This is a genomic window from Kitasatospora sp. NPDC088861, assembly GCF_044750105.1.
Taxonomy (GTDB): Bacteria; Actinomycetota; Actinomycetes; order Streptomycetales; family Streptomycetaceae; genus Kitasatospora.
Window position 1 is genome coordinate 404,520 of sequence record NZ_JBIVJF010000005.1, and the last position, 21,903, is coordinate 426,422.

23 protein-coding genes are annotated in these 21,903 nt (G+C 74.5%); 9 read left to right on the forward strand and 14 right to left on the reverse strand.

Features of this window, described 5'->3' with window-relative positions; translation table 11 throughout:
- Positions 1 to 73: 73 nt before the first annotated feature.
- Together ACIP37_RS13030 and ACIP37_RS13035 are read right to left on the reverse strand one after the other, a co-directional pair.
- Positions 74 to 814, reverse strand: coding sequence for a polyprenol monophosphomannose synthase (locus ACIP37_RS13030; protein ID WP_063350695.1), 741 nt, complete (start codon positions 812 to 814; stop codon positions 74 to 76).
- A 270-nt stretch (positions 815 to 1,084) separates the two neighbouring features.
- Entirely contained in the window at positions 1,085 to 2,704 is a 1,620-nt protein-coding gene (locus ACIP37_RS13035; protein ID WP_400805764.1) for a N,N-dimethylformamidase beta subunit family domain-containing protein, read from the reverse strand.
- A gap of 314 nt (positions 2,705 to 3,018) precedes the next feature.
- Between ACIP37_RS13035 and ACIP37_RS13040 the strand changes: the two genes are divergently transcribed.
- Positions 3,019 to 4,920 carry an amino acid transporter gene (locus ACIP37_RS13040; RefSeq protein ID WP_400805763.1) on the forward strand — a complete coding sequence of 634 codons (1,902 nt, stop codon included), beginning with the start codon at positions 3,019 to 3,021 and terminating at the stop codon, positions 4,918 to 4,920.
- Between the two features lie 83 nt (positions 4,921 to 5,003).
- Here ACIP37_RS13040 and ACIP37_RS13045 read toward each other — a convergent pair whose 3' ends face one another.
- From ACIP37_RS13045 to ACIP37_RS13055, 3 genes are all read right to left on the reverse strand, one after another.
- Positions 5,004 to 5,273, reverse strand: a complete 270-nt coding sequence (locus ACIP37_RS13045) for a GlsB/YeaQ/YmgE family stress response membrane protein (RefSeq protein WP_363582603.1) — start codon at positions 5,271 to 5,273, stop codon at positions 5,004 to 5,006.
- Between the two features lie 191 nt (positions 5,274 to 5,464).
- Entirely contained in the window at positions 5,465 to 6,265 is an 801-nt protein-coding gene (locus ACIP37_RS13050) for a HEAT repeat domain-containing protein (RefSeq protein WP_363631366.1), read from the reverse strand.
- 74 nt (positions 6,266 to 6,339) lie between these two features.
- Positions 6,340 to 7,029 carry a TetR/AcrR family transcriptional regulator gene (locus ACIP37_RS13055; RefSeq protein WP_400806148.1) on the reverse strand — a complete coding sequence of 230 codons (690 nt, stop codon included), beginning with the start codon at positions 7,027 to 7,029 and terminating at the stop codon, positions 6,340 to 6,342.
- Between the two features lie 135 nt (positions 7,030 to 7,164).
- Between ACIP37_RS13055 and ACIP37_RS13060 the strand changes: the two genes are divergently transcribed.
- Complete coding sequence (locus tag ACIP37_RS13060; protein WP_400805762.1) at positions 7,165 to 8,424, forward strand: FAD-dependent monooxygenase; 1,260 nt, start codon at positions 7,165 to 7,167, stop codon at positions 8,422 to 8,424.
- On the opposite strand, the gene ACIP37_RS13065 is transcribed toward ACIP37_RS13060, so the two are convergent.
- Complete coding sequence (locus tag ACIP37_RS13065; protein WP_400805761.1) at positions 8,408 to 10,258, reverse strand: hypothetical protein; 1,851 nt, start codon at positions 10,256 to 10,258, stop codon at positions 8,408 to 8,410. The genes ACIP37_RS13060 and ACIP37_RS13065 overlap by 17 nt on opposite strands.
- Positions 10,259 to 10,600: 342 nt before the next feature.
- Between ACIP37_RS13065 and ACIP37_RS13070 the strand changes: the two genes are divergently transcribed.
- Positions 10,601 to 11,230, forward strand: a complete 630-nt coding sequence (locus ACIP37_RS13070; RefSeq protein WP_363582613.1) for a CBS domain-containing protein — start codon at positions 10,601 to 10,603, stop codon at positions 11,228 to 11,230.
- Between the two features lie 166 nt (positions 11,231 to 11,396).
- Positions 11,397 to 12,047, forward strand: coding sequence for a beta-glucanase (locus ACIP37_RS13075; RefSeq protein WP_363582615.1), 651 nt, complete (start codon positions 11,397 to 11,399; stop codon positions 12,045 to 12,047).
- A 10-nt stretch (positions 12,048 to 12,057) separates the two neighbouring features.
- On the opposite strand, the gene ACIP37_RS13080 is transcribed toward ACIP37_RS13075, so the two are convergent.
- Complete coding sequence (locus ACIP37_RS13080; RefSeq protein ID WP_363582617.1) at positions 12,058 to 12,429, reverse strand: hypothetical protein; 372 nt, start codon at positions 12,427 to 12,429, stop codon at positions 12,058 to 12,060.
- Between the two features lie 156 nt (positions 12,430 to 12,585).
- Here ACIP37_RS13080 and ACIP37_RS13085 point away from each other — a divergent pair, with 156 nt between their 5' ends.
- Positions 12,586 to 12,927: an SHOCT domain-containing protein gene (locus ACIP37_RS13085; RefSeq protein WP_363582619.1), complete on the forward strand. Its 342-nt coding sequence runs from the start codon at positions 12,586 to 12,588 to the stop codon at positions 12,925 to 12,927.
- A gap of 119 nt (positions 12,928 to 13,046) precedes the next feature.
- On the opposite strand, the gene ACIP37_RS13090 is transcribed toward ACIP37_RS13085, so the two are convergent.
- Complete coding sequence (locus tag ACIP37_RS13090) at positions 13,047 to 13,457, reverse strand: organic hydroperoxide resistance protein (RefSeq protein WP_363582621.1); 411 nt, start codon at positions 13,455 to 13,457, stop codon at positions 13,047 to 13,049.
- A gap of 117 nt (positions 13,458 to 13,574) precedes the next feature.
- Between ACIP37_RS13090 and ACIP37_RS13095 the strand changes: the two genes are divergently transcribed.
- The 3 genes from ACIP37_RS13095 to ACIP37_RS13105 all read left to right on the forward strand — a co-directional run bounded on the left by ACIP37_RS13095 (position 13,575) and on the right by ACIP37_RS13105 (position 15,563).
- On the forward strand, positions 13,575 to 14,048 hold the full coding sequence (locus tag ACIP37_RS13095) for a MarR family transcriptional regulator (RefSeq protein WP_363582623.1): 474 nt from the start codon (positions 13,575 to 13,577) through the stop codon (positions 14,046 to 14,048).
- 256 nt (positions 14,049 to 14,304) lie between these two features.
- Entirely contained in the window at positions 14,305 to 14,877 is a 573-nt protein-coding gene (locus ACIP37_RS13100) for a sigma-70 family RNA polymerase sigma factor (protein WP_350882705.1), read from the forward strand.
- A complete protein-coding gene (locus tag ACIP37_RS13105) occupies positions 14,874 to 15,563 on the forward strand; it encodes a hypothetical protein (protein ID WP_400805759.1) in 690 nt (229 codons plus the stop codon). Before ACIP37_RS13100 ends, ACIP37_RS13105 begins: the two co-directional genes overlap by 4 nt.
- 107 nt (positions 15,564 to 15,670) lie before the next feature.
- Here ACIP37_RS13105 and ACIP37_RS13110 read toward each other — a convergent pair whose 3' ends face one another.
- From ACIP37_RS13110 to ACIP37_RS13130, 5 genes are all read right to left on the reverse strand, one after another.
- Positions 15,671 to 16,339 carry a GAP family protein gene (locus ACIP37_RS13110; RefSeq protein ID WP_363582627.1) on the reverse strand — a complete coding sequence of 223 codons (669 nt, stop codon included), beginning with the start codon at positions 16,337 to 16,339 and terminating at the stop codon, positions 15,671 to 15,673.
- Between the two features lie 296 nt (positions 16,340 to 16,635).
- Complete coding sequence (gene argG / locus ACIP37_RS13115; RefSeq protein WP_063350707.1) at positions 16,636 to 18,060, reverse strand: argininosuccinate synthase; 1,425 nt, start codon at positions 18,058 to 18,060, stop codon at positions 16,636 to 16,638.
- A 238-nt stretch (positions 18,061 to 18,298) separates the two neighbouring features.
- Complete coding sequence (locus ACIP37_RS13120) at positions 18,299 to 18,829, reverse strand: hypothetical protein (protein ID WP_363582629.1); 531 nt, start codon at positions 18,827 to 18,829, stop codon at positions 18,299 to 18,301.
- 75 nt (positions 18,830 to 18,904) lie between these two features.
- Positions 18,905 to 19,513, reverse strand: a complete 609-nt coding sequence (locus tag ACIP37_RS13125) for a rhomboid-like protein (protein WP_363582631.1) — start codon at positions 19,511 to 19,513, stop codon at positions 18,905 to 18,907.
- A 146-nt stretch (positions 19,514 to 19,659) separates the two neighbouring features.
- Entirely contained in the window at positions 19,660 to 20,118 is a 459-nt protein-coding gene (locus tag ACIP37_RS13130) for a hypothetical protein (protein WP_363582633.1), read from the reverse strand.
- Here ACIP37_RS13130 and ACIP37_RS13135 point away from each other — a divergent pair.
- Positions 20,102 to 20,809 (forward strand): rhomboid-like protein, encoded by a 708-nt coding sequence (locus tag ACIP37_RS13135; protein WP_363582635.1) that lies wholly within the window; start codon positions 20,102 to 20,104, stop codon positions 20,807 to 20,809. The genes ACIP37_RS13130 and ACIP37_RS13135 overlap by 17 nt on opposite strands.
- A gap of 73 nt (positions 20,810 to 20,882) precedes the next feature.
- Here ACIP37_RS13135 and ACIP37_RS13140 read toward each other — a convergent pair whose 3' ends face one another.
- On the reverse strand, positions 20,883 to 21,773 hold the full coding sequence (locus ACIP37_RS13140; protein ID WP_363582637.1) for a YhjD/YihY/BrkB family envelope integrity protein: 891 nt from the start codon (positions 21,771 to 21,773) through the stop codon (positions 20,883 to 20,885).
- Positions 21,774 to 21,903 lie beyond the last annotated feature (130 nt).

Consider the following 21,903-nt stretch of genomic DNA (forward strand, 5'->3'; position numbering starts at 1 on the left):
CGTCCGACCGGCACCCGTATGCCCGGGCCCTGGCTCTGACCCGGGTGAGGGTCACGGCCCGGCGGGCTACGGCCTACCGCGGGTCCTGGCGGTTCAGCCGCAGCTTCCAGGGCGCCAGCGCCGACTCGACCTGCACCCCGATGCTCATCTTCGACGCGCCCTCGATCCGCTCCTCGAAGCGGATCGGCACCTCGCGGATCGTCAGGCCGCGCTGGACGACCCGGTAGTTCATCTCGACCTGGAACGAGTACCCGCTGCTCTGCACGGTCGGCAGGTCGATCGCCCGCAGGGTGCTCGCCCGCCAGGCCTTGAAACCGGCGGTGGCGTCCCGGACGCCCAGGCCGAGGATGGTGTTGACGTAGAGGTTGGCCCAGGCGGAGAGGGCCTTGCGGTGCCAGGGCCACTCCGCGGCGGTCGAACCGCCGGGCACGTAGCGGGAGCCGAGCACCACGGCGGTGTCGTCGGCCAGCAGGGCCTGGACCATCGCGGGTATCGCCGAGGCCGGGTGCGAGAGGTCGGCGTCCATCTGGACCACGACGTCGGCGTCCTCGTCCAGGGCCCGGGCCATGCCGGCCAGGTAGGCGCGGCCGAGGCCGTCCTTCTCGGTGCGGTGCAGCACGCCGACGGTGCCGCCGGACTCCGCGGCGAGCTTGTCCGCGATCTCGCCGGTGCCGTCCGGCGAGTTGTCGTCGACCACCAGCAGGTGCAGGCCCGGTACCGGGAGGTCCGCGAGAAGACCCGCGAGGACCGGAAGGTTCTCCCGCTCGTTGTACGTGGGGACGACGACAACGACCTTCGGGGAGGCCTCGACCATGTTCTGTTTCCCTCGTGCCCTTTCCGGCCGGCACCCGTGCCACGCCGGACGGTTGTCCTTGACGACCTGCTGTGGATGAGACCGTGTGAGTGTATCGGTGCGGCGGACGGTTCCTCGCCCCGGGTGACGGGCTGGGCACGGCCGGCCACGGCCCGGAAATCCGTTCGACCGCGATGCGTGCCCGGGGCGCCGCGGCACCGCCCCGATCCGTCGTTCCGGGAAATTTCTGCGACGGCCCCTCGCAGACGGTCCCTCGCAGCCCCCGACGGGCTACGCCCCGCCGTAGACGGTCGCGAGGTTGTCCCGGGCCGGGTGGGTCAGGCCGGCCGGGCCGGCGGCGAAGGTGCGCAGGACGTTCTCGGTGACCCGGCGGACCAGGTCCCCGGCCCGGGCGTCGATCCCGTGGTCGGCGCTGCCGCCCCCGGGCCCGTGCGCGTCCAGGGCCTCCACCCAGCGCATCGTCCCGGAGGCGAACACCCCGGCGCCGCCCGGCACGGTGTAGTACGCGGTGTCGGAATGCGAGCGGCGGCCCTCGCAGACCACGGGGGAGTGCGCGATCACCTCGATCGGACGCGGGGTGGGGAAGGCGGTGTCCACCCGGTCGTACTCGACGCCGACCAGGTGCGGGAACGACGCCCCGGCGGCGACGCCGGTGCCCTCGAACGCCCAGTGCTCCGGCGAGCCGACCACGTACGGGGCGTCCACCGGGTAGCCGTCGTAGATCACGCCGAGCATCGAGCTCTCCGGGTCGGCGCCCGGGCCGGCCCGGAAGTCGGTGGTCGCCGGGGCGCCGGCCTGGTGGCCCGGGTCCTGCGCCCACGCGTCCTTGTAGCAGACCACCGTCCGGTCCGGGCCCAGCTCCGAGGGCTCGAAGCGGACCCGGCGGAAGCAGCAATTGGCCCCCAGGACCGCCAGGTTGGTGCCGGCGTCCCGGGCCGCGACCACCTGGGCGCGCTGCTCGGGGGACCAGTACTCGTCGTGGCCGAGGGAGAGGACGGCACTCGCGCCGTGCAGCAGCCCGGGCTCCCGGGCCACGTCGATCCCGGTGGTGTAGGCGAGCGGCAGCCCGAGCCGCTCGGCGAGCGCGACCAGCGGCGCCTCGTACACCAGGAACAGCCCGGCGCCGTGGTCGTAGTCGTAGGGCCGGTCGAAGACCACCCGCAGCGAGCGGGTGGCCAGACCGCCGGTGGGGCCGTTGTAGAGGCTGTACCCGCCCCACTCGTTGTACGCCTGCCAGGTGGCGGGGGCGCTCATCACGACCGTCCGCCCGGCGGTGACGGCGGAGCGGACGGTGAGCGGGACGTAGCGCTGGCCGGAGCCGTCCTCGGCGTCCAGGCGCAGCAGGTAGGCGCCCTCGGGCCAGCCGGTGGTGTCCACGGCGAGGGTGCGCTGCCAGCCGGTCAGCACGGTCCTGGTCGCGGGGTCCACGCGCGGGGCGGGCTGCCGGCCGCCCGGGACGTGCTCGCGGCGCCAGACCAGGCGGGCGCGGGCGCCGTCGTACCAGCCGGTGCGGTAGGCGGAGACGGTGAAGGCGGCGGCCGGGGTGGAGACGTGCAGGCCGAACTGCTCACCGGGCAGCACGCTGACCCGGTCGGCGAAGCCCTCGATGGCGTCGGCGGGGCCGGGGTCGGTGATCTCCCAGTCGGGCGCGCCGGGTAGGGACTGCTCCGGCGGGACGCCCACGTGCTGGGCGGCGGCGGTCGGGGCGGCGTCGTCGGGGGAGGGGCGCGGGGCGGGACCGTCGGACGAGGAGTGCGGGGCGGGGTCCGGGCGGTGGGTGCCGCAGGAGGCGGTGGCCGCCGCCAGCAGGCCCAGGCCCAGAATGCCCCGCCGACTCGGTTCCGCCACCGCTGCCTCCCTGGTGTCCGTTCTCGGCAAACCTGCACGCATCCGTCGATCGCGCGGATATCCTCGCCCGTTCCGGGCAGTGCGTGCGGCCCGCCGCGCCGGGACGGCCGGCACGACGGGGCGCCGTCCGCCACCGCTGAGGGCCGTCCGGGGCACCCTGGCGTGTCCGGACTCGCTGCTCCCCGGCGGCACCGGTCCGGTCCCCTAGCCTGACCAGGCCCGCCGTCCGGCGGCCTTTGGGGGGCCTTGGCCGAGCGCGGCCGGCCGACTGGTGGACAGGGGTGCACGTGGTGTCGTCGGGTTCGGCCGATCCGGGGGTGGCACCCGCGACCCGCGGCGCGAGGTTCCGGGCGTGGATGCTGGAAGGCCTGTCGGACATGGCCAAGCAGCACCCCGGCCCGCACGCCGAGGCGCTGCACGTCAAGGGCCAGCGCTGGTGGCGGGTGATGTGCCTGACCGGCCTGGACTACTTCTCCACGCTCGGCTACCAGCCCGGCATCGCCGCCCTCGCCGCCGGCCTGCTCTCGCCGCTGGCGACCATCGTGCTGGTGATCGTCACGCTGCTCGGCGCCCTGCCCGTCTACCGGCGGGTCGCCCAGGAGAGCCCGCACGGCCAGGGCTCGATCGCCATGCTGGAGCGGCTGCTGTCGTTCTGGCAGGGCAAGCTCTTCGTGCTCACGCTGCTCGGCTTCGCGGCCACCGACTTCATGATCACCATCACCCTGTCGGCCGCCGACGCGACCGCGCACCTGGTGGAGAACCCGCATCTGCACAGCCTGCTGACCGGCAAGCAGGTGACGATCACCCTCATCATGGTGGCCCTGCTCGGCGGGGTCTTCCTCAAGGGCTTCAGCGAGGCGATCGGCATCGCCGTCGTCCTGGTCGCGGTCTACCTCGCGCTGAACGTCGTGGTGGTGACCAACGGACTCTGGCACGTGCTGAAGGCCCCGCACGTCGTCGGCGACTGGACCGACGCGCTCACCGCGGAGCACGGCAACGTGATCGCGATGATCGGCGTCGCGCTGATCGTCTTCCCGAAGCTGGCACTCGGCCTGTCCGGCTTCGAGACCGGCGTCGCCGTGATGCCGCACATCGAGGGCGACCCGGACGACACCGAGGAGAAGCCCACCGGCAGGATCCGTGGCGCCCGCAAGCTGCTCACCACCGCGGCCGCGATCATGAGCTGCTTCCTGATCACCACCAGCCTCATCACCACCCTGCTGATCCCCGCGGACGCCTTCAAGGCCGGCGGGCAGGCCAACGGGCGGGCGCTCGCCTACCTCGCCCACCAGAACCTCGGCAACACCTTCGGCAGCGTCTACGACCTGTCCACGATCGCCATCCTCTGGTTCGCCGGCGCCTCCGCGATGGCCGGACTGCTCAACCTGATGCCGCGCTACCTGCCCCGCTACGGCATGGCCCCGCACTGGGCCCGCGCGGTGCGGCCCACCGTGATCGTCCTCACCCTGATCGCCTTCCTGGTCACCTGGCTGTTCGACGCCAACGTGGACGCCCAGGGCGGCGCGTACGCGACCGGCGTGCTGGTGCTGATCAGCTCGGCCGCCATCGCCGTCACCATCGCCGCCCACAAGTCGGGGCAGCGCCGCAGGACGGTCGGCTTCGCCGCGATCGCCGGGGTCTTCCTCTACACCACGGCCGTGAACATCGCCGAGCGGCCGGACGGCGTCAAGATCGGCGGCTGCTTCATCGCCGGCATCATGCTGGTCTCCTTCCTCTCCCGGCTCAAGCGGGCCTTCGAACTGCGCGTCACCGACGTGGTGCTCGATGTCGTCGCCGAACGCTTCGTCCGGGACTACACGTACCGCCCGCTGCGGCTGATCGCCAACGAGCCGAACAGCCGGGACCTCGCCGAGTACCGCGACAAGATCCGCCAGATCCGCGCCGACAACGACATCCCGACCGAGGACGACCTGGTCTTCGTCGAGGTCACCGTGCTCGACCCGTCCGACTTCGAGGCCGAACTGACCGTGCGCGGCGAGGTGCTGCACGACCGCTACCGGGTGCTGACGCTGCAGAGCTCCAGCGTGCCGAACGCGCTGGCCGCCCTGCTGCTGCGGGTGCGGGACCTCACCGGGCAGCAGCCGCACATCTACTTCGAGTGGACCGAGGGCAACCCCTTCGCCCAGTTCCTCAGGTTCTTCCTCTTCGGCCAGGGCGAGATCGCCCCCGTCACCCGCGAAGTCCTGCGCGAGGCCGAACCGGACCGCAGCCGCCGCCCGGCCGTCCACGTCGGCTGACGGCGCCTCCCCGCCGAACGGGTCGGCCGCCTCCGCCTCCTGCCACCGGCGGTCCGGGGCGGCGGCAGCCCGGGTCGTCCGGGTCAGCGGCTCGGGTGGGACTTGCTCCAGGCCGGGGCGACGAAGGCCACCAGGGCGACGGCGAAGCCGAGTTGGAGAAGGTGCCGGATCCAGTCGATGCCCGAGGTGTGGCGGACGCCGATCCATCCGGAGACGGCGTTGCCGAGCCAGGCACCGGCGGCGCCGAGCAGCATCGTCAGCCACCAGGGGATCGACTGCGGCCCGCGCAGGATCAGCTTGGCCAGTACGCCCAGCACGAAGCCGATGAGCAGAATCCACAGGAGCTGGAACATCGCAGTCCACCTTCCGGGCGCGGCCGGACTGACACCGGTGCGCCGAATCGCCGAGACGCGGTTCGTCCCATGATCGCCCGGATCGGCCGAACGGGCACGTCGGGAGCTTCTACGGCTCCGGCCGCGCCTGCTCGGTCCCGAGCCTCACCGACGACTCCTGGCAGCGAAGCGCGTCTCCTGACGGCCGGCCCTCAGCGCTCCAGCGCCGCCTCGACGGCCTCGCGGACGTCCGGGTGCGGGTCGTTCGCGAGGCCGTCGAGCAGGGCGGCGACGCCCGGGGTGGACCAGCCGGCGACGGCCCACACCAGTTCCTCGCGCACGGCCGGGTCCGGGTGGGCGGCCAACCGGGCGAGGCGGTCCAGTGGGCCGCGCTGGCGGCGCCCGAAGCTCTGCAGGGCGGCGAGCAGTTCGGCGGGGTCGCCCGGCTCGCCGGCGGCCTCGATCCGGGCGAGCAGGACGGGCACGGGCGGCGGCGGGGCGTCCAGCGGGTGCTGGTGGCGCTCGCGCAGCCGACGGCTGCCGTACCCGCCGACGGGCTGGCAGCCCATGCAGGGGCAAGGCCGGGTGCCGTGGGCGTTCGGCTGGTAGCGCCAGCCGGCGACCTGCGGCACGCCGCGGATCCGGTGGACCTCGCGGGCGCCCACCGCGCGCGGCACGAACACCTCCCAGCCGCGCGGGTCCGCCAGTTCGGCGACCCGCCGCACCGCCTCGGCGGCGGGCACCCACTGCTGGGCGCCCCTCGCGCGGTCCCGGTAGTGCCCGGTCAGCACCTGCTGTGCGTCGTCCAGCCGGAGGTGCACCGCGACCAGCGAGCCCCCGGTGCCGAACCGGGCCAGTTCGCGCAGCCACTGGTGGGTCAGCGGGTACGAGGGCAGTACCGGGAAGCAGTACAGCCCGCGCACCCCGCCCTGCCCCCGGCTGTCGGCCCGGATCCCGGCACGGCGGATCCGCGGCGCGTTCGCCGCGGTGGTCAGGTGCACGAACATCGCCATGGTCCGGGATGCTAGCGGCTGACCGAACGCAGGCCCATCGGATTTCCTCGCGAGGCGCGGCGGGGCAGGTGGCGTCAGGCGGTGCCCGTTCGGCGGGTGATCAGGGCGGCGAGGCCGTCCAGGATGCGGTCCAGGCCGAAGTCCAGGGCCTGGTCGCGCCCGTCCTCCCCGGTCATGGCGGCGGCCAGGGCGGGGTAGCGGTCGGCGTGCTGGTGCACCAGTGTGCCGAGGGCGGTGAGGAGTTCGGCTTCGGGGGAGCCGTCGGGCCCGGCGGCGCGGGACTGCTGGGCGATGCTGCGGACGTGTCCGGCGAGCAGGACGGCGGCGTCCATCCGCTCGGGGCCGGTCAGTCCGTGGCCGTCGAGGGCGGTCACCACCCGTTCCAGCCAGGTGAGTTCCTTCGGGCCCATCACCCGGGGGCCGACGGTGGCATCGAGCAGCCACGGGTGGCGGCCGAACGACTCGGTCAAGTGGTGTGCCCAGGCGGTGAGTTGGGCCCGCCATTCGTGGGCGTGCCGGCCCTGCGGGGGCTCGCCGACGGCGGCCTCGACCATCAGGGCGACGAGTTCGGCCTTGCCGGGCACGTAGCGGTAGAGCGACATCTTGGTGAAGTCGAGCAGCCCGGCGACCTTCTGCATCGAGACCGCGCCCAGGCCTTCGGCGTCCGCGATCTCGACGCCCGCCGCCGCGATCCGCTCCAGGCTGAGGGCCGGTTTCGGCCCGCGGGTGGGCTTGGCCGGGGGGCCCCAGAGCAGCCGCACCATGTCGTTCGCCGCCTCGCTCACAGTCCGCTCCCGTTCTGGGGGTTGCTCGTCCGACCTAACTGCGTCTACCGTACACAGCAGCAAACAGTATCCACCGGACACAGTTTCTCGACCCTCTCGGACGGAGTGGTTCCCATGAGCACCAAGGTCCTGATCTCGGGCGCGAGCATCGCCGGCCCCGCCCTGGCCCACTGGCTCGGCCGGTACGGCTTCGAGGTCACCGTCGTCGAACTCGCCCCGGCGCTGCGCGGCGGCGGCCAGAACGTCGACTTCCGCGGCCGCACCCACCTGACGGTGCTGGAGCGGATGGGCGTCCTCGACGAACTGCGCGCGCTCGACACCGGCGGCAGCCCGATGACCTTCCTCGGCGCAGACGGCCGTCGACTCCTGCACCTGCCCGCCGAGTTCGCGGGCGGCGAGCTGGAGATCCCGCGCGGCGAACTCGCCCAGCTGCTGTACCGGCACAGCCGCGCCCGCGCCGAGTACGTCTTCGGCGACTCCATCACCGCCCTGGAGGAGACCCCGGGCGGTGTGCGGGCCGCCTTCCGGCACGGCGCGCCGCGCGAGTTCGACCTGGTGATCGGCGCCGACGGGCTGCACTCCAACGTCCGCCGGCTCGCCTTCGGCCCCGAGCAGCGCTACGTCCGCCACCTCGGCTACTACGCGGCCACCTGGCAGCTCCCCGACGACCTCGGCCTGGCGCCCGGTTCGGTCGGCCTCAACGTCCCCGGCCGGCTCGCCTCGATCGGCGCCGACCACCGCGACCCGGCCCGCGCGGGCGCCTTCTGCCTCTTCGCCTCGTCCGAACTGCGCTACGACCGCCATGACCCGGAGCAGCAGAAGGCCCTGGTGCGGGACGCCTTCGCGGGCCTCGGCTGGGAGGTGCCGCGCCTGCTGGAGAGCCTGCGGCACGCCCCCGAGCTCTACTTCGACTCGATCAGCCGCACCGACGTCCCCGCCTGGTCCAGCGGCCGGATCGCCCTGCTCGGCGACGCGGCCTGCGGCGCCACCATCGGCGGCATGGGCACCGGCACCGCCGTGGTGGCCGCGTACGTCCTGGCCGGCGAACTGGCCCGGGCCCGCGGCGACCACCGCACCGCCTTCGCCCGGTACGAGCGGCTGCTGCGCGGCTACGCCGAGGGCTGCCAGAAGGGCGGGGACCGCACCGGACCGTTCCTGGCGCCGCGCACCGCGACCGGCCTGCGCGTGCGCAACGGGCTGCTGAACCGGCGCTGGGTGCTGAACCGGATGCTGGAGCTCGGCAAGCAGGTCTCCAGCGTCGAGCTGCCGGACTACGAGCTGCCGAAGAGCGAGCTGCCGGGCGACGAGCTGCCGAAGAGCGAGCTGCCGGAGTACGCGCGCGAGTCGGCCGGCCGGTTCAGCGCGGCGGGCTGATCCGGGTGCCGCCGTCCAGGGCCGCCTCCACCTGGACGGTCGCCCGGGCCGGGCGCTCGACGGCCAGCGTGTGGTCCGGGACGGGCCGGTCGGCGGACCAGTCCGGGCCCTTGACGGCGAGCCGGGTGACCCGCCGGCTGCCCGCCGCGAGCAGGAACTCCGCTCCCTGCGGGGAGCGCCACCAGGCCCAGCCGACGACGTCCTGCTCGAACCGGCTGCACGCCCGCCCCGGGCCGCCGCCGGTGCGCTGCGGGCCGCGGGCGGTCGGCAGCAGGACGGCGGTGGCGGCGCTGCCCTCACCGGTCCAGCGGTCGGCGCGCAGGCAGACCCAGGACGCCGAGCCCGCGTTCTGCGGCAGCGGCTGCACCGCGAAGGCCCACAGGTTGAGCTGCTTGACGCCCGGCGTGCCGTCCGGGACGGCGCAGCCCGCGCGGGCCCAGGCCAGCAGCGCGTCCTGGCCGGTGGCCTCGCGCGGCTCGCGGGCCGGCTGGGCGCGGTCCGGCGGCGGGGAGTAGGTGAGGTGCGCGGGGACGAGCCCGCCGAGGTCGGTCAGCAGGAAGGCGTGCTTCTCGGCGATGGCGGGGGAGGAGTGCAGCTGGAGAACCGTGGCGCCGTGGCAGTCCGCGAGCCCGCCGCCCGGGACCGCCGCCGTGACCCCGTCAGGGTGGTCCAACGGCCGCGCGGGGGAGTCGGGTTGGTCGATCCGGCGGGTCTCGGCGGCGTCCACCCAGGGGGCCAGCAGATAGCGCACGGCGGTGCCCTGGCGACGCAGCACCACCGCGCCCGCCGTGGTCACGTCCGAGTCGTCGGCCCGGGCGAGGTCCAGGCCGCCGTCGCGCCCGTCGGCGTAGCGGGCGAGCCGCCGGCCGTCGAACAGCACCACCAGGGCGGTGCCGTCGACCGTCCCGGCGAACAGCAGGGCCGGCGGGGCGACGGGCGGCGTGGCGTCCACGCCCGGCTCGCCGCGGGTCTGCGGGCCGGGCCGCTCCCAGGCGGCCAGGGCGCGGCCGAGCAGCGCGCCGTCGTCGCGGCGGTCGCCGCGGGCGGGCCAGGCGGTGAAGTCGACCCGCGCGGTGTGCTGCCACCGGTCCGGCTCGACCCGGGTCAGGCGGGCCGGGTCGGCCGCGGTGCCGGACGGGGCGGGCGCGGGGCGGGCCGCGGGCGCGGCCGGCCCGGAGTCGGCCACCACGGCCGCCGTCGTGCTGAGTCCGAGCAGGCCGACCAGCAGCGCGGCGCTCCACGTCCGGCGGCGGCGCAGCAGGTCGGTGGGCTGGACCCGCACCGCGCACGGGTCGAAGGCGGGGGGCTCCGGGTCCGCCCCGGCGGTCACGCCGGCCGCCGCCGCGACGGCCTCCTCGGGGTGCTCGACCCCGGCCCGTCGCAGCGCCCCGGCCGTCTGCTCCGGCGTCAGCCCCTCCACCGCGCGCAGGGCGAAGGCCGCCCGGGCGGGGGCGTCGAGGGCCGCGAGTGCGCGGTCCAGCGCCGCGTCCTCCTCGCCGCTGTGCGGGGTGAACAGCCGCAGTCCCCAGATCCGGGGAGCGGGCAGCCGCCGCGCGGGGTGCGGCCGCAGCGCGGCGCGCAGCACCCGCAGGCGCAGTGCGGCGTACACCGGGTCCTCGTCCGCCGCCGGCGGACCGGCCGGGCGGGTCCAGCGGGAGGGCAGGGCGCGCTGGACGGTCGCGTGCGCGGCCAGCACCCGGCTGTGCCGGTCCCGGTCGGCGGGCAGCGCGAGGTACGCCAGCCGGGCCAGCCGGCGGTAGTGGCGCACCAGCGCGGCTTCGGCCTGGGCCACCGGGCGCGCCGCGGCGCCCTGCGCCGACGATGCCGCGCCCATCGTCCGTCCTGCCAACGTGCCCTCCCCGGATGCCGTTCGTGCTGTCGTGGTGGACGGTCCAACGAGTCGATCATGTGATGGTTGCGCCGTCCGGGTCACCGGGTCGCCGGATCGCAGGGTCGGTGGTTTCGGCGAGGCGCCGGGCGGGCGGTGGTTCGGCACGGTGTCGGATCCGCGTTCGGCGGGCGGGCCCAAGGTCCCACCCGTTCAGCCCCTTGGCCCCTGGCGGCCCGTGCCACCGGGCGCGATGCTGCCGGTACCGGTCGGGACGATCCGCGCCCGGCCGCAAGAGTGTCGTGGACGAGGTGAACCGGCGTGCGGCATGCCACCGTCGAATCTGTGATGACCAGCCCCGTGGTCCGGGTTGCGCCCGAGACCGGCTTCCGGGAGATCGTCGCGCTGCTGACCGAGTACGACATCACCGGGGTGCCGGTGGTGGACGCGGAGGGGCGGCCGCTCGGGATCGTCTCCGAGGCCGACCTGCTGCGCACGCTGGCCGCGCAGGAGGATCCGGGCGCTCTGTTGCCAGCCCCCGAGGCGGCGCAGGCCGGCCCGGGCGGTGCCGTGACCGCGGCCGACCTGATGACCGGGCAGCCGGTCTGCACGACCCCCGGGACCAGCGTGGTCGCGGCGGCCCGGTTGATGAGCCGGCACGGGCTGAAGCGGCTGCCGGTGCTGGACGAGGACGGGCGGGTGACCGGCATGGTCAGCCGCGGGGACCTGCTGCGGGTCTTCCTGCGCGAGGACGTGGTGATCCGGCGGGAGATCGTCGAGGAGGTGCTCGGCCGGATCGACGGGGTGAGCCCGGCGGAGATCGGCGTCGAGGTCGATCAGGGCCGGGTGGTGCTCAGCGGTACGGTGCCCGAGCCGTACCTGGTCCCGATCGTGCTCAACCTGTGCCGCTCGGTCGACGGCGTGGTCTCGGTCACCGACCGGCTCGGTGCGGGCGGGACGGCCGCTCCGGTGGGCTGATCCGTCGATCCGTCGATCCGTCGATCCCGAGATCCTGCGATCCGACCGCTGCGCGCTGCTCCGGCCCAGGCGTTCCGCTCCGCATACTGCGGAGCGTATCGGGTAACTCACCCTGTGTGCCTGGCGGGTCGAACTGCCGGGGCGCCGGAGCACAGGGGAGGCGGCCGTGGCGGTCGTGTTCGACGCGGACTTCACTTCGGCCAGACAGTGGACCGCCGGGCGCAGCAGTGCCTACCCCCGGATGGGGCCGACCAACCGGAGCGACCACAAGCTCGACTATCTCGGCCGCGGCTACTGCCCGGGCGGCGTGTTCAGCGCCACCCGGCGGCTCGTCGGCGGGCTCTGGACGTGCAACCTGCTCACCACCGAGGGCAGTCCGGACGGCTTCCAGGCCCGCACCGGCGACCAACTGTCGGCACGCATCACGCTGCCCGTCGGGCTGGGTGCCTGGCCGGCCGTCTGGACCTGGCGGGGCGGCGGCAACGAGGTCGACCTCTTCGAGTACCACCCCGACCATCCGGACCTGTTGGAGTTCTCCAACCACGTCCGGGGCGGGTACCGGTACTGGCACGGCGCCGGCTCGGGGATCGCACCCGGGGCGACCTTCGACCTGCGGGTCGTGCTCGGCGCGAACTCGGTGGACTGGTACGTCGGGGACGAGCTGGTCTACGCGGACCTGCACGGGGTCGGTCCCGCCTGGCAGGCGTACCTGATCGTCAACCTGTCGGTCGCGGACGGCACGTACCACGACCGGCCGCCGCTGCAGGGGCCGGACCGGCTCAGCTGGGTCTGCCACAGCCTTCAGGTCGAGCGCTGAGCGTCCCGTCTCACGGGGCGAAGGTGGCGGTGACCGGGCCGCGCGGGCCGGAGCGCTGGAACCAGACCGTCCGGCGGTGCGCACCGATGTGCGCGGGGTGGGCCACGTACAGGTCGTCGCGCGGGGCGCGTTCGTTGCCGGGGGCCAGGGCCGCGTCCACGGCGCGTGCGGCGATGGCGCGCAACAGGGCGGTGGCGGTCGCTTCGGCCGCGGGCGGTGCGATGGCGAGCACGGTGAGTTCGGCCCAGAGCGCGGTGGAGACGTAGCTGATCGGGGAGTGGCCGAGCGCGGGGTGGGGGCGGTGGTCCCCGTGGCGCCGCAGCACCCCGGCCGCGACGAGCTGCTCGGGCGAGCGGTCGTCGGCCGGCGGGTGGTGGTTCATGGGCGGCAACGCTACCCCGGTGGGCCGGGCGCTGAGCGCCGGAACGTTTTCTCAGGCTTTCTTCAGGGCGCTTCGGTCCGGTGCGGGCGCACGATGGTGGTGAGGCGCTGGTCACCTCGGCGGGCCCCGGCTACGGGGCCGGAGGAGGAGGTCCCGATGAGGTACTGGCACGGACACGGCCACGTTCTGGGTGGCTGGGGCATCGGCGTGATGGCGATCTTGACTCTGCTGGTCCTGCTGGTCCTGGTGCTCGCCGCCATCGCCCTGTTCCGGTACGTGTCGCGGTCGCGCCGGCCGCTGCCGCACGGCCCGGCGGGTCCGGGTGCGGCGGCTTCGGGTGCGGCGGGGCCGGGGTGGGGCGCGCCGCACGGCGCGGTGGCCGGGCCGACGCCCGAGCAACTGCTCGCGGAGCGGTTCGCGCGTGGCGAGATCGACACCGAGGAGTACCGGCACAGGCTCGACACGCTGCGCTCGGTGAACGGGCCGGGTGACGGCTGAGCCGGGGCGCGGGCGGGCCCGCCACACGGTGGTACGTGTGGCGGGCCCGTCTGTGGTGGCGGCTTGGCCGGCGTTTGCGTAGCCCGTTCGGCCTACTCGGCGTGCGTGGCCTGCTGGGCCTATTCGACGACCAGCTCGACCGGGATGTTGCCGCGGGTGGCGCGCGAGTACGGGCAGACGTCGTGCGCCTGCTTGACCAGCTGCTCGCCGGTCCCGTCCGCGAGCGCCTCGGGCAGTTCGACGCGCAGCACGACGGCCAGGCCGAAACCGGCGCCGTCCTTGCCGATGGACACCTCGGCGGTGACCGAGACCTCGCTGGTGTCGACCCGGGCCTGGCGGCCGACCAGGCCGAGGGCGCTGGCGAAGCAGGCCGCGTAGCCGGCCGCGAACAGCTGCTCCGGGTTGGTGCCCTGGCCGCTGCCGCCGAGAGCGGGCGGCATCGCCAGCGCGAGGTCCAGCTGCCCGTCGGAGCTGACGGCGCGGCCCTCCCGGCCGTTGGCGGTGGCGGCTGCGGTGTAGAGCGCGTCCATGGTCGGTTCCCTTCGTGTGTTCCGGCGGCCGACCGGGCCGCCCTCTGGAGATAAGTAGAGCACGCAATTCAATTGCGCACAACTAAATGGCGTGAGGGTGATCGGTACCATGGAGCCATGACCACGCTCCCCGGCATGGCGGACGAGGAACTGCTCCGCCTCGACCAGCAGATCTGCTTCTCGCTGAACGCGGCCTCCCGCGCCTTCGGCGGCGTCTACCGGGTGCTGCTGCGCGACCTCGGGCTCACCTACCCCCAGTACCTCGTCCTGCTCGTGCTCTGGGAGGACGGCGACCTGCCCGTCAAGCGGATCGGCGAGCGCCTGCGGCTCGACTCCGGCACGCTCTCCCCGCTGCTCAAGCGGCTGGAGGCGGCCGGACTGGTGCGGCGCGAGCGCAGCCCGGAGGACGAGCGGTCGGTCACCGTCAGCCTCACCGCCGAGGGCTCCGCCCTGCGCGAGCGGGCCGGACAGGTGCCGCGCCGGCTGTTCGACGCGACCGGGCTGCCGGTCGAGGACCTGGCCGCGCTGCGCGTACTGCTGGAGCGGGTGACCGCCGCGCTCGACTCGGCGGTGGTGGAGCCGGCGCCGTAGTCGCGGCATTCGCCCTGTCAAGTCGGACGGCCCGCAGCCTGTGACGTGGGTCACGTGCGCCTGGGTCCCGGGCTCCTGTCGGGGCCGAACCGGCAGGTCAGCGCCGGTGTTCGAAAGTGAACGGAAACGGTCGCCAATTGTCCGCCCGATCCGGTCAACAACCCGGGCCGCCCGGACGGTTACACCACGAGCCCCCAGGGGCCGTCGGCGTGCCACCCGGTGGGCCGGCCAGCTGACCCACGAAAGGGGGGCGCGTGTGCTGAACACCCCCGGGCCGGGCGAGAAGCGGGACCTGCGGGCGGACCCGCTCGGCGCGCTGCCGGCCGACTTCGAGGCCTTCTTCACCCGCGAGCACCCGGGCTACCTCCGGTACGCCCAGCAGCGCCTGCGACATCGCGAGGACGCGCAGGACGCCGTCCAGAACGCGGGCGCCACGCTCTACAAGAACTGGCGCCGCGCCCTGGCCAGCGCCGACCCGCAGGCCTTCGCCTTCAAGGTCGTCAAGGACGCGGTGGTGGACCTCCTGCGCGAGCGCCGCCGCGCCGAACGCAAACGGCTGCGCGTCATCGCGCAGCGCCGGCCCGACACCAGCCAGGACGAACTGGACCAGCTCGCCGAACTCGATGCGCTGGACTGGGCGATGGAGGAACTCGCGCGCGCCGCCCCGGTCCAGGCCGACGTCGTCCGGCTGCGCCAGGCGGGCCTGTCCTACCCGGACATCGGTCGCAGCCTCGGCATCGCGCACACCACCGCCCGCACCTACTACAGCCTCGGGCGGCGCCACCTGGAGTACCTGCTGGAGCAGCCGGACGACGGGCAGGCGCCGTGAAGGTCACCGAACTGCTGCGGGCGGACGCCGCCCTGCTGGAACGCGAGTTCCGCGACCACGACCCGGCCGCCTTCACCCGTCGGCTGGCCGAGCGGCTCGCCGCCGCCCGCCGGCCCGCGCCGCCCGCCCGCGAACGCCCGGCCCGCCCGCCCGCGAACGCCCGGCCGCCGCACGCCTTCGGCGAACCCCCGTGGGCCGGCGGCCGGACGGAGCTCCGACGCGACCTGCGGCACCTGTGCGCCACCGTGGCGGGCGCGGTGGAACCGGGCGAACTGGCGCTGGACCTCGAACTCGCCGAGAAGACGGCCTTCCGCACCCTCGGCTGCCTGCTCTACGGGATGGGCCGCACCGCGGACGGCGTCTTCTGGTGGCGGATCGCGACGCAGTACGGCGACCGGCTGGCCGTGCACTGCCTGGCCGTCCACTACGCGGCCGAGGGCGAGACCCGGGACGCGGCCCGCTGGGCCGCCCAGGCCGAGGACCTCAGCGCCCCCGGCCACCTGCCCGCCCTGGCCCCGGACGCCGGGCCGGGCGGTGCCGCGCAGCTGGCGCGGGAGCTGGCCGAGCGCTACGACGGCGAGATCCTGCTGACGCTCAGGGACGTGCTGGCGGTGCGCCCGGGGACGGACGGCGGACGGCTGGGCCTGCGGTCGGTGCGGGGGAGAGGGGTGGTGCGCATCCGGTGAGCCGGGCGCTGGTGGGTGGAGGGCTGTGGTGGTGTGGGGCCCGGCGGCTCTGACAGCGGGCCGGCCGCCGAGGGGCGGCTCACGCGAGCCCGGTGATGAGGGAGGGCTCACGCGAGCCCGGTGATGGCGTCGCCGACGTACTCGGCCCCGATCACGGCCAGCACGGTGGTCGTGATCGCCGTGCTGTGGGTGGCCAGCCAGGCCTTCCACTCCCCGAGGGTCCGCGCCGAGCGGTCCCCGCGGAGCAGGTGGACCCCGAGCGGAAGCAGCGTGCACAGCGAGCCGATCAGCACCATCAGCGCGGCGGCCACCACCGTGCCGCCGATCCCGGCCGTACTGGCGGCGATCGAGGCCGCGCCGCCGACGGCCAGTGCCAGGTTCTTCGGGCCGGTCGTGACCAGGGCCACCGCGAGACCGGCCGACCGGCCCGCGCTGAAGCGGCCCACCTCCCGCATCCACCTCGGCGGCGCGGTGACGTGCCCCGCGCGGGGCCGGTCGCGCCACCGCTTCCAGGTCATCAGGACGAACAGGACGCCCAGCGCGAGCTCCAGCCAGTACGGCCAGTCCGGCCGGCCGCCACCCGAACCCAGTGCTCTGCCCGCCGCCACCACGACCGCCACCACCGCCGCCAGGCCGGCCGCCCAGCCGGCCGCGAAGGCGAGCCCGATGGTCCGCCCGCGCGGTGCGGCCAGCATCAGGACCACCGCGACCAGCGCCGGCGGGCTGATCGCGATGCCCACCGCCGACGCCAGCATCGAACCGACCGCCTCGCCCATCCCGCTCCCGCCTCCTCGCCGTCGCCCGGGCTCGCCCGGCGGGGCCGCCGTCCGGGCCCGCCTCCGGTGGAGCCGCTGCCCGGGGCGTCCGGTGAAGCCGTCGCCCGGGCCCTGCTCCCGCCGGGCACACGTCTGCCCCATTCAGCTACGCCCGGGGCCGCCGTGCACGGCCGGGGCCGCTGTGCGGGTGAGGCCCGGAGGGCTCAGGCCCGGAACGGCCGCAGCTCGCCCGGAACCGCCGAGGGCCGCCGCACCGGTGTGGTGCGGCGGCCCTCGGACGTGGTCACGGCAGCGGATCAGTCGTTGCCCGACTCGATCGCAGCGCTGTCGAGCGCGGTGGACTTGGCCGCCAGCGCCTCGGCGTCGGGGCCGGCGGCGGCGATCGGTGCCGCCCCGCCGGGCGCCAGCTCGCCGATCAGGCCGCTCCACGGCGCCAGCTGGCCGTGCACCGCGTACTGCTCCAGCTTGCTGCGCGAGTCGGCGATGTCGAGGTTGCGCATGGTCAGCTGGCCGATGCGGTCGTCCGGGACGAACGCGGCGTCGACGCTGCGCTCCATGGACAGCTTCTCGGGGTGGTAGCTGAGGTTCGGGCCCTGGGTGTCGAGCACCGAGTAGTCCTGGCCGCGGCGCAGTCGCAGCGTGACGCTGCCGGTGACCGGCTGGCCGACCCAGCGCTGGAGGCTGTCGCGGAGCATCAGCGACTGCGGGTCGAACCAGCGGCCCTCGTACAGCAGCCGCCCGAGCCGACGGCCCTGGGTGTGGTAGGTGGCGACGGTGTCCTCGTTGTGGATCGCGTTGAGCAGCCGCTCGTAGGCGGTGTGCAGCAGCGCCATGCCGGGGGCCTCGTAGATGCCGCGACTCTTGGCCTCGATGATGCGGTTCTCGATCTGGTCCGACATGCCCAGGCCGTGGCGCCCGCCGATCCGGTTGGCCTCGTGCACCAGCTCGACGGCGTCGGCGAACGCCCGGCCGTTGATGCGGACCGGACGGCCGAACTCGAACTCGATCGTCACGTCCTCGGTCTGGATCTCGACCGCCGGGTCCCAGAAGGCCACGCCCATGATCGGGCTGACGATCTCCATCGAGGTGTCCAGGTACTCCAGCCGCTTGGCCTCGTGGGTGGCGCCCCAGATGTTGGCGTCGGTGGAGTAGGCCTTCTCGGCGGAGTCGCGGTACGGCAGGTCGCGCTCGGAGAGCCAGGCGGACATCTCCTTGCGGCCGCCGAGTTCGGTGACGAACCGCTGGTCCAGCCACGGCTTGTAGATCCGCAGGCTGGGGTTGGCGAGCAGGCCGTAGCGGTAGAACCGCTCGATGTCGTTGCCCTTGTAGGTGGAGCCGTCGCCCCAGATGGAGACCTCGTCCTCGCGCATCGCGCGGACCAGCAGGGTGCCGGTCACGGCGCGGCCGAGCGGGGTGGTGTTGAAGTACGTCTGCCCGGCGGAGCGGATGTGGAAGGCACCGCAGGCGAGGGCGGCCAGGCCCTCCTCGACCAGCGCCGCCCGGCAGTCGACCAGCCGGGCCTGCTCGGCGCCGTAGGCGCGACCGCGGGCCGGGACGTCGGCGAGGTTCGGCTCGTCGTACTGGCCGATGTCGGCCGTGTAGGCGTAGGGGACGGCGCCGTGCTCGCGCATCCACGCGACGGCGACGGAGGTGTCCAATCCACCGGAGAATGCGATGCCGATCCGTTCACCGACCGGCAGCTTGCTCAAGACCTTCGACATGCATGCACCCTTGACCCGCGAGGCGCGGGCTCCTGACTTAGCGACGTGTGAGGGGATTCGGCGTATCCGATGCCCGCACTCTGGCATAGGTTTGCAGAGTATCGCAAGAGCATACGATCGGCTCGGCGAGGGGTGGCCGCTCCTGTTGCCGCCCCTCGCCGTGGCCGATCGGTGGTCGCCTGGCCTCAACCCAGCTTTCTCCCAGGCGCGTTGGGTGGCCGGACGCCGGGGAGAGGAGTCAGGAGGCGCTGTCGGCGTCCGGCCCCTGGGCGCGCAGGCGGCGGACGTTCTCCAGCGACTCGCGCAGTTCGGTGAGCCAGGTGTCGGAGTGGCGCTGCACCAGGCGGACGCACCAGGCGAGCGCCTCGCTGCGGCTGCGGGCGACGCCCGCCTCCACCAGGGTGTCGAGCACCTGCCGTTCGGGCTGGCGCAGCCGGGTCATGACGGGGGCGGAGACGGTGGTGAACATGCCCCTCAGGTCGCCGCACTCGGCGCCCCAGGAGACCTTGCGGCCGTAGCGGCGCTCGGCCTCCCGGGCGACGGCGATCCGGGCGTCCCTGGTCCGGTCGCGGAACTCGGCGATCCGGCCCTCGGACGCCGCTTCGCGCTCGGCGTCCGAGGCCGTCCGGTCGAGGGTGGGCTCGGTGATGCGGCCGACGACGGTGATCTCCTCGCGGTCCGCGGTGATCTCGACGAGATCGGTGAACAGGTCGGCGGGGAGGCGGCCGGTGAACCACCCCCGGAGCTCTTCGGGTGAGGTTGTAATCATGTAATCAGCATTACTCGGGGTGGGGGTGATCGCAAGACCCCGGGGAGGAGCGCCGGGGGGAGTGTCGGAGGGCCGTCAGCGTGCGGCGGAGACCGGCATCCGGGCCCGGGCCCGGATGCGCAGCCAGGGCGTCCGGGCGGCCAGTGCGCCGAGGCCTAGCGCCACCAGGTGCCCGGCGTCGGCCAGTTGCTGGTCCAGCGCCCAGGTCACGGCCAGCCCCAGCCCGAGCGCGGGCAGCCCGAACCGGCGCAGCGGGGCCGGGCCCAGGGCCAGCAGGCAGCCGGCGGTGCCGACCAGCCCGTAGCTGATCCCGACGTCACGCGCCCGGGACAGCGCCCCCGGGATCCGGGCGGTGAGCATCACCCACATGGCGCCCTCGGTGAGCAGGGTGGCGCCCAGGTGGCCGAAGACGAAGACCGCGCCGGCCCGGGCCGGGCCCCAGCGCCACTCGGCCAGGCCCAGCACCACGGCCACCGCCGCGATGCCCGCCCAGGCGGGCACCCCGTCGACCACCAGCCCGCTGGTGAACATCGTCCACCACTTGCCGACCTCCATGTGGTGGACGTTGCTGCTGTTGTGCCGGACGAACCGGGCCCGGGCGCCGTGGCTCTGGCCGGCCAGCCAGCAGGCCGTCGCGGTCAGCAGCAGCACGTACACCGTGGTCAGCCGCAGTCGGTCCGCCACGCGCAGCGCCGGGTGCCGAGCTCCGGGACCGGCGTCGATACCCGCAGGTGCGGTCGTCGTGCCGCGCTCGCTCATCGTGCCCGTCGCCCTCGCTGTGCGGTCCCGGTGGTGCCGCCCGGCAGCCCCCGGCGGCCCGTTCCGGGCGGTCAGAGCGCCAGCGTACGCCAGCCCCGGGTGATCTCCTCGCGGACCGAACTCGCGTTCGGTGCCGGGACGCCCGGGGCCGGAGCGGCCGTCAGCAGCTCCAGCAGCGCCGCGCCGTCCGCCGGGCGCCCGGCCGGGTCGGCGTTCAGCGCGCGGACCACCACGGCGGCCGGCGCCGGGTCCAGGGCGTGGACGGCGGCCGGCGCGGCGGGCTCGGGCCCGGTGTCCACGATCCGCCGGATCACCGCGCCCGTGCTGGTCGCCGCGAATGGGCTGGCGCCGTGCGCCGGGTCGGCCTGGGTCGGGACGTGCGCCGGGGGTTGCTGGGCCCCGGCGGCCGGTGCGTAGACCGTCCGCGAGACCCGGTCACTCGAAGGGCGCACCGCGTAGACGCGCCGGGGGCCGCCCCGGGTGAGGGTGAAGGGAACCGTCGAGGAGGCGCCGATGACCGGTGGCACCACCAACGCGCCCGGACACCGGCGCCCCTGGTGGGCACGCCTCGCGCACGCGGTCCGGACCTACGTCCGCCGGGCCCCGGGCACCTACGTCTGGCTGGCGATCCTGCTCGCCACCACACAGGTGATCCGCCACGTCGACAGCGCGACCGCCGACCGGATCCTGGAACGGCGCTCGACCAACCTGCACCACCTCCAGGTCTCACCGGTGCGCGTGCTGATCACCAGTGCGCTGTGGATCGCGGGCGGCGGCTGGCTGAGCTACTTCCTGCTCTACAACCTCTTCCACGTACCCGCCGAACGCTGGCTCGGCACCCTGCGCTGGATCTCGGTGGCGATGATCGCGCACGTCGGCGCGACCTACCTCAGCGAGGGCCTGCTCGGGTGGGCGATCCACCGCGGCATCGCCCCGCCGAGGGCCGTCTACACCCTCGACTACGGCGTCAGCTACGCGCTCGCCGGGGTGGTCGCGGTGCTCACCTATCTGATCGTGCGGCCCTGGCGGTACCTGTACGTGGCCGGCGTGCTGGTCTTCTACGGCCTGGGCGTCGCGCAGAGCCGGGACTACACCAGCATCGGCCACTTCAGCGCCGTGCTGATCGGCCTGGCCTGCTACCCGCTGACCCGGGACCGCCCGGGCTCCTGGGACCCGGTTGCCACGGGCCGGCTCGTCCGACGGCGGCTGCGCCGGCGTTGACGGTGGTGGTGGTGGTGGTGGTGGCGGCGGTGGTGCTTGGTGGCTGCTCCGTGGTGGTGGCGGCGTCGACGGATCAGCCGGTGCGCGGGGGGTCCGGGGCGGGCGTGCCCAGGTAGACGTTCAGCGGGGGCCCCTGGGCCAGCACCGCCCCCGCCGTGACGGAGAAGGTGACGGCGGCGCAGAGCGCGATCAGCCAGGACAGCAGTATCAGCACCAGCCCCAGCGAACCGTACTGGGCCAGACTGCGGTTCAGCGCGCCCGGCATGTAGACCCGGGCGGTCAGTGACATCGCGGTGGCCGCGGCGGCCGTCAGCAGCGCGCCGGGCAGCAGCGGCAGCCAGCCGACCCGGGCGCTCAACAGCAGGTGGGTGGTCCACCACCAGACCACCAAGGACGCCGCGAAGGTGAGCGGCAGGCCCAGCCAGAAGCCGACACCGAAACCGTCCCGCAACGAGCCCTGGAAGAGCAGCACCGTCAGCCAGGCCACGATCCACAGCAGCCACCGCCAGGCCGCCGCCCGGGTACCGGCCTTCGGCAGCCGCCAGGCGTGCTCGCAGACCCGGGCCACCGCGCGGCTGCAACTGGTCGCCGACAGCAGTGCCATCAGCACGCCGATGATTCCGGTGGTGCCTCGTAGGTCCCCGGTGCCGTACAGCGCCTGGCGCAGCTCCTGATCCGAGGCGCCGGAGACGCCGAACAGCGCGCGGAGCGAGGCCACCAGCTGGTCCCGCACATCGGGCGGGGCGAACGCGGCCACCGCGAACAGCAGTGGTACGGAGGTCAGGAAGATCTGGGAGGCCATCCGGGTGGCGGCGTCCAGCAGTCCGGGGGAGAGCAGCCGGGCCGTCAGCTCGGTGATCACCGGGAAGCGCCGCTCGGCCTCGACCCGTGCCCGCTCCCACTGCCCGCGGCCCCGGGCCAGCCGCTCCCCCCAACGGCCGGCGGCCTCCCTCACCGACCTCATCCCTCGGTCCTCCCGCAGCGGGGCAACGATCCGCCCCAGTCAAGGCCAGCCCGGCCCGTCCCGCCACCGGAGGTGTCCGTCCGCAGGCGGGTGGGCGGCGTCGGGCGGCGGCATCGGGTGTGGGGATCGG

Bases quoted from the DNA above. Each gene is read 5' to 3' on its own strand.
- ACIP37_RS13035 (WP_400805764.1), bottom strand. From the start codon at position 2,704: ATGCGTGCAGGTTTGCCGAGAACGGACACCAGGGAGGCAGCGGTGGCG.
- ACIP37_RS13030 (WP_063350695.1), bottom strand. From the start codon at position 814: ATGGTCGAGGCCTCCCCGAAGGTCGTTGTCGTCGTCCCCACGTACAAC.
- ACIP37_RS13060 (WP_400805762.1), top strand. From the start codon at position 7,165: ATGAGCACCAAGGTCCTGATCTCGGGCGCGAGCATCGCCGGCCCCGCC.
- ACIP37_RS13140 (WP_363582637.1), bottom strand. From the start codon at position 21,773: ATGAGGTCGGTGAGGGAGGCCGCCGGCCGTTGGGGGGAGCGGCTGGCC.
- ACIP37_RS13080 (WP_363582617.1), bottom strand. From the start codon at position 12,429: ATGAACCACCACCCGCCGGCCGACGACCGCTCGCCCGAGCAGCTCGTC.
- ACIP37_RS13135 (WP_363582635.1), top strand. From the start codon at position 20,102: ATGACCGGTGGCACCACCAACGCGCCCGGACACCGGCGCCCCTGGTGG.
- ACIP37_RS13110 (WP_363582627.1), bottom strand. From the start codon at position 16,339: ATGGGCGAGGCGGTCGGTTCGATGCTGGCGTCGGCGGTGGGCATCGCG.
- ACIP37_RS13085 (WP_363582619.1), top strand. From the start codon at position 12,586: ATGAGGTACTGGCACGGACACGGCCACGTTCTGGGTGGCTGGGGCATC.
- ACIP37_RS13050 (WP_363631366.1), bottom strand. From the start codon at position 6,265: ATGGCGATGTTCGTGCACCTGACCACCGCGGCGAACGCGCCGCGGATC.
- ACIP37_RS13055 (WP_400806148.1), bottom strand. From the start codon at position 7,029: ATGGTGCGGCTGCTCTGGGGCCCCCCGGCCAAGCCCACCCGCGGGCCG.
- ACIP37_RS13045 (WP_363582603.1), bottom strand. From the start codon at position 5,273: ATGTTCCAGCTCCTGTGGATTCTGCTCATCGGCTTCGTGCTGGGCGTA.
- ACIP37_RS13040 (WP_400805763.1), top strand. From the start codon at position 3,019: ATGCTGGAAGGCCTGTCGGACATGGCCAAGCAGCACCCCGGCCCGCAC.
- ACIP37_RS13095 (WP_363582623.1), top strand. From the start codon at position 13,575: ATGACCACGCTCCCCGGCATGGCGGACGAGGAACTGCTCCGCCTCGAC.
- ACIP37_RS13070 (WP_363582613.1), top strand. From the start codon at position 10,601: ATGACCAGCCCCGTGGTCCGGGTTGCGCCCGAGACCGGCTTCCGGGAG.
- ACIP37_RS13090 (WP_363582621.1), bottom strand. From the start codon at position 13,457: ATGGACGCGCTCTACACCGCAGCCGCCACCGCCAACGGCCGGGAGGGC.
- argG (WP_063350707.1), bottom strand. From the start codon at position 18,060: ATGTCGAAGGTCTTGAGCAAGCTGCCGGTCGGTGAACGGATCGGCATC.
- ACIP37_RS13120 (WP_363582629.1), bottom strand. From the start codon at position 18,829: ATGATTACAACCTCACCCGAAGAGCTCCGGGGGTGGTTCACCGGCCGC.
- ACIP37_RS13065 (WP_400805761.1), bottom strand. From the start codon at position 10,258: ATGGGCGCGGCATCGTCGGCGCAGGGCGCCGCGGCGCGCCCGGTGGCC.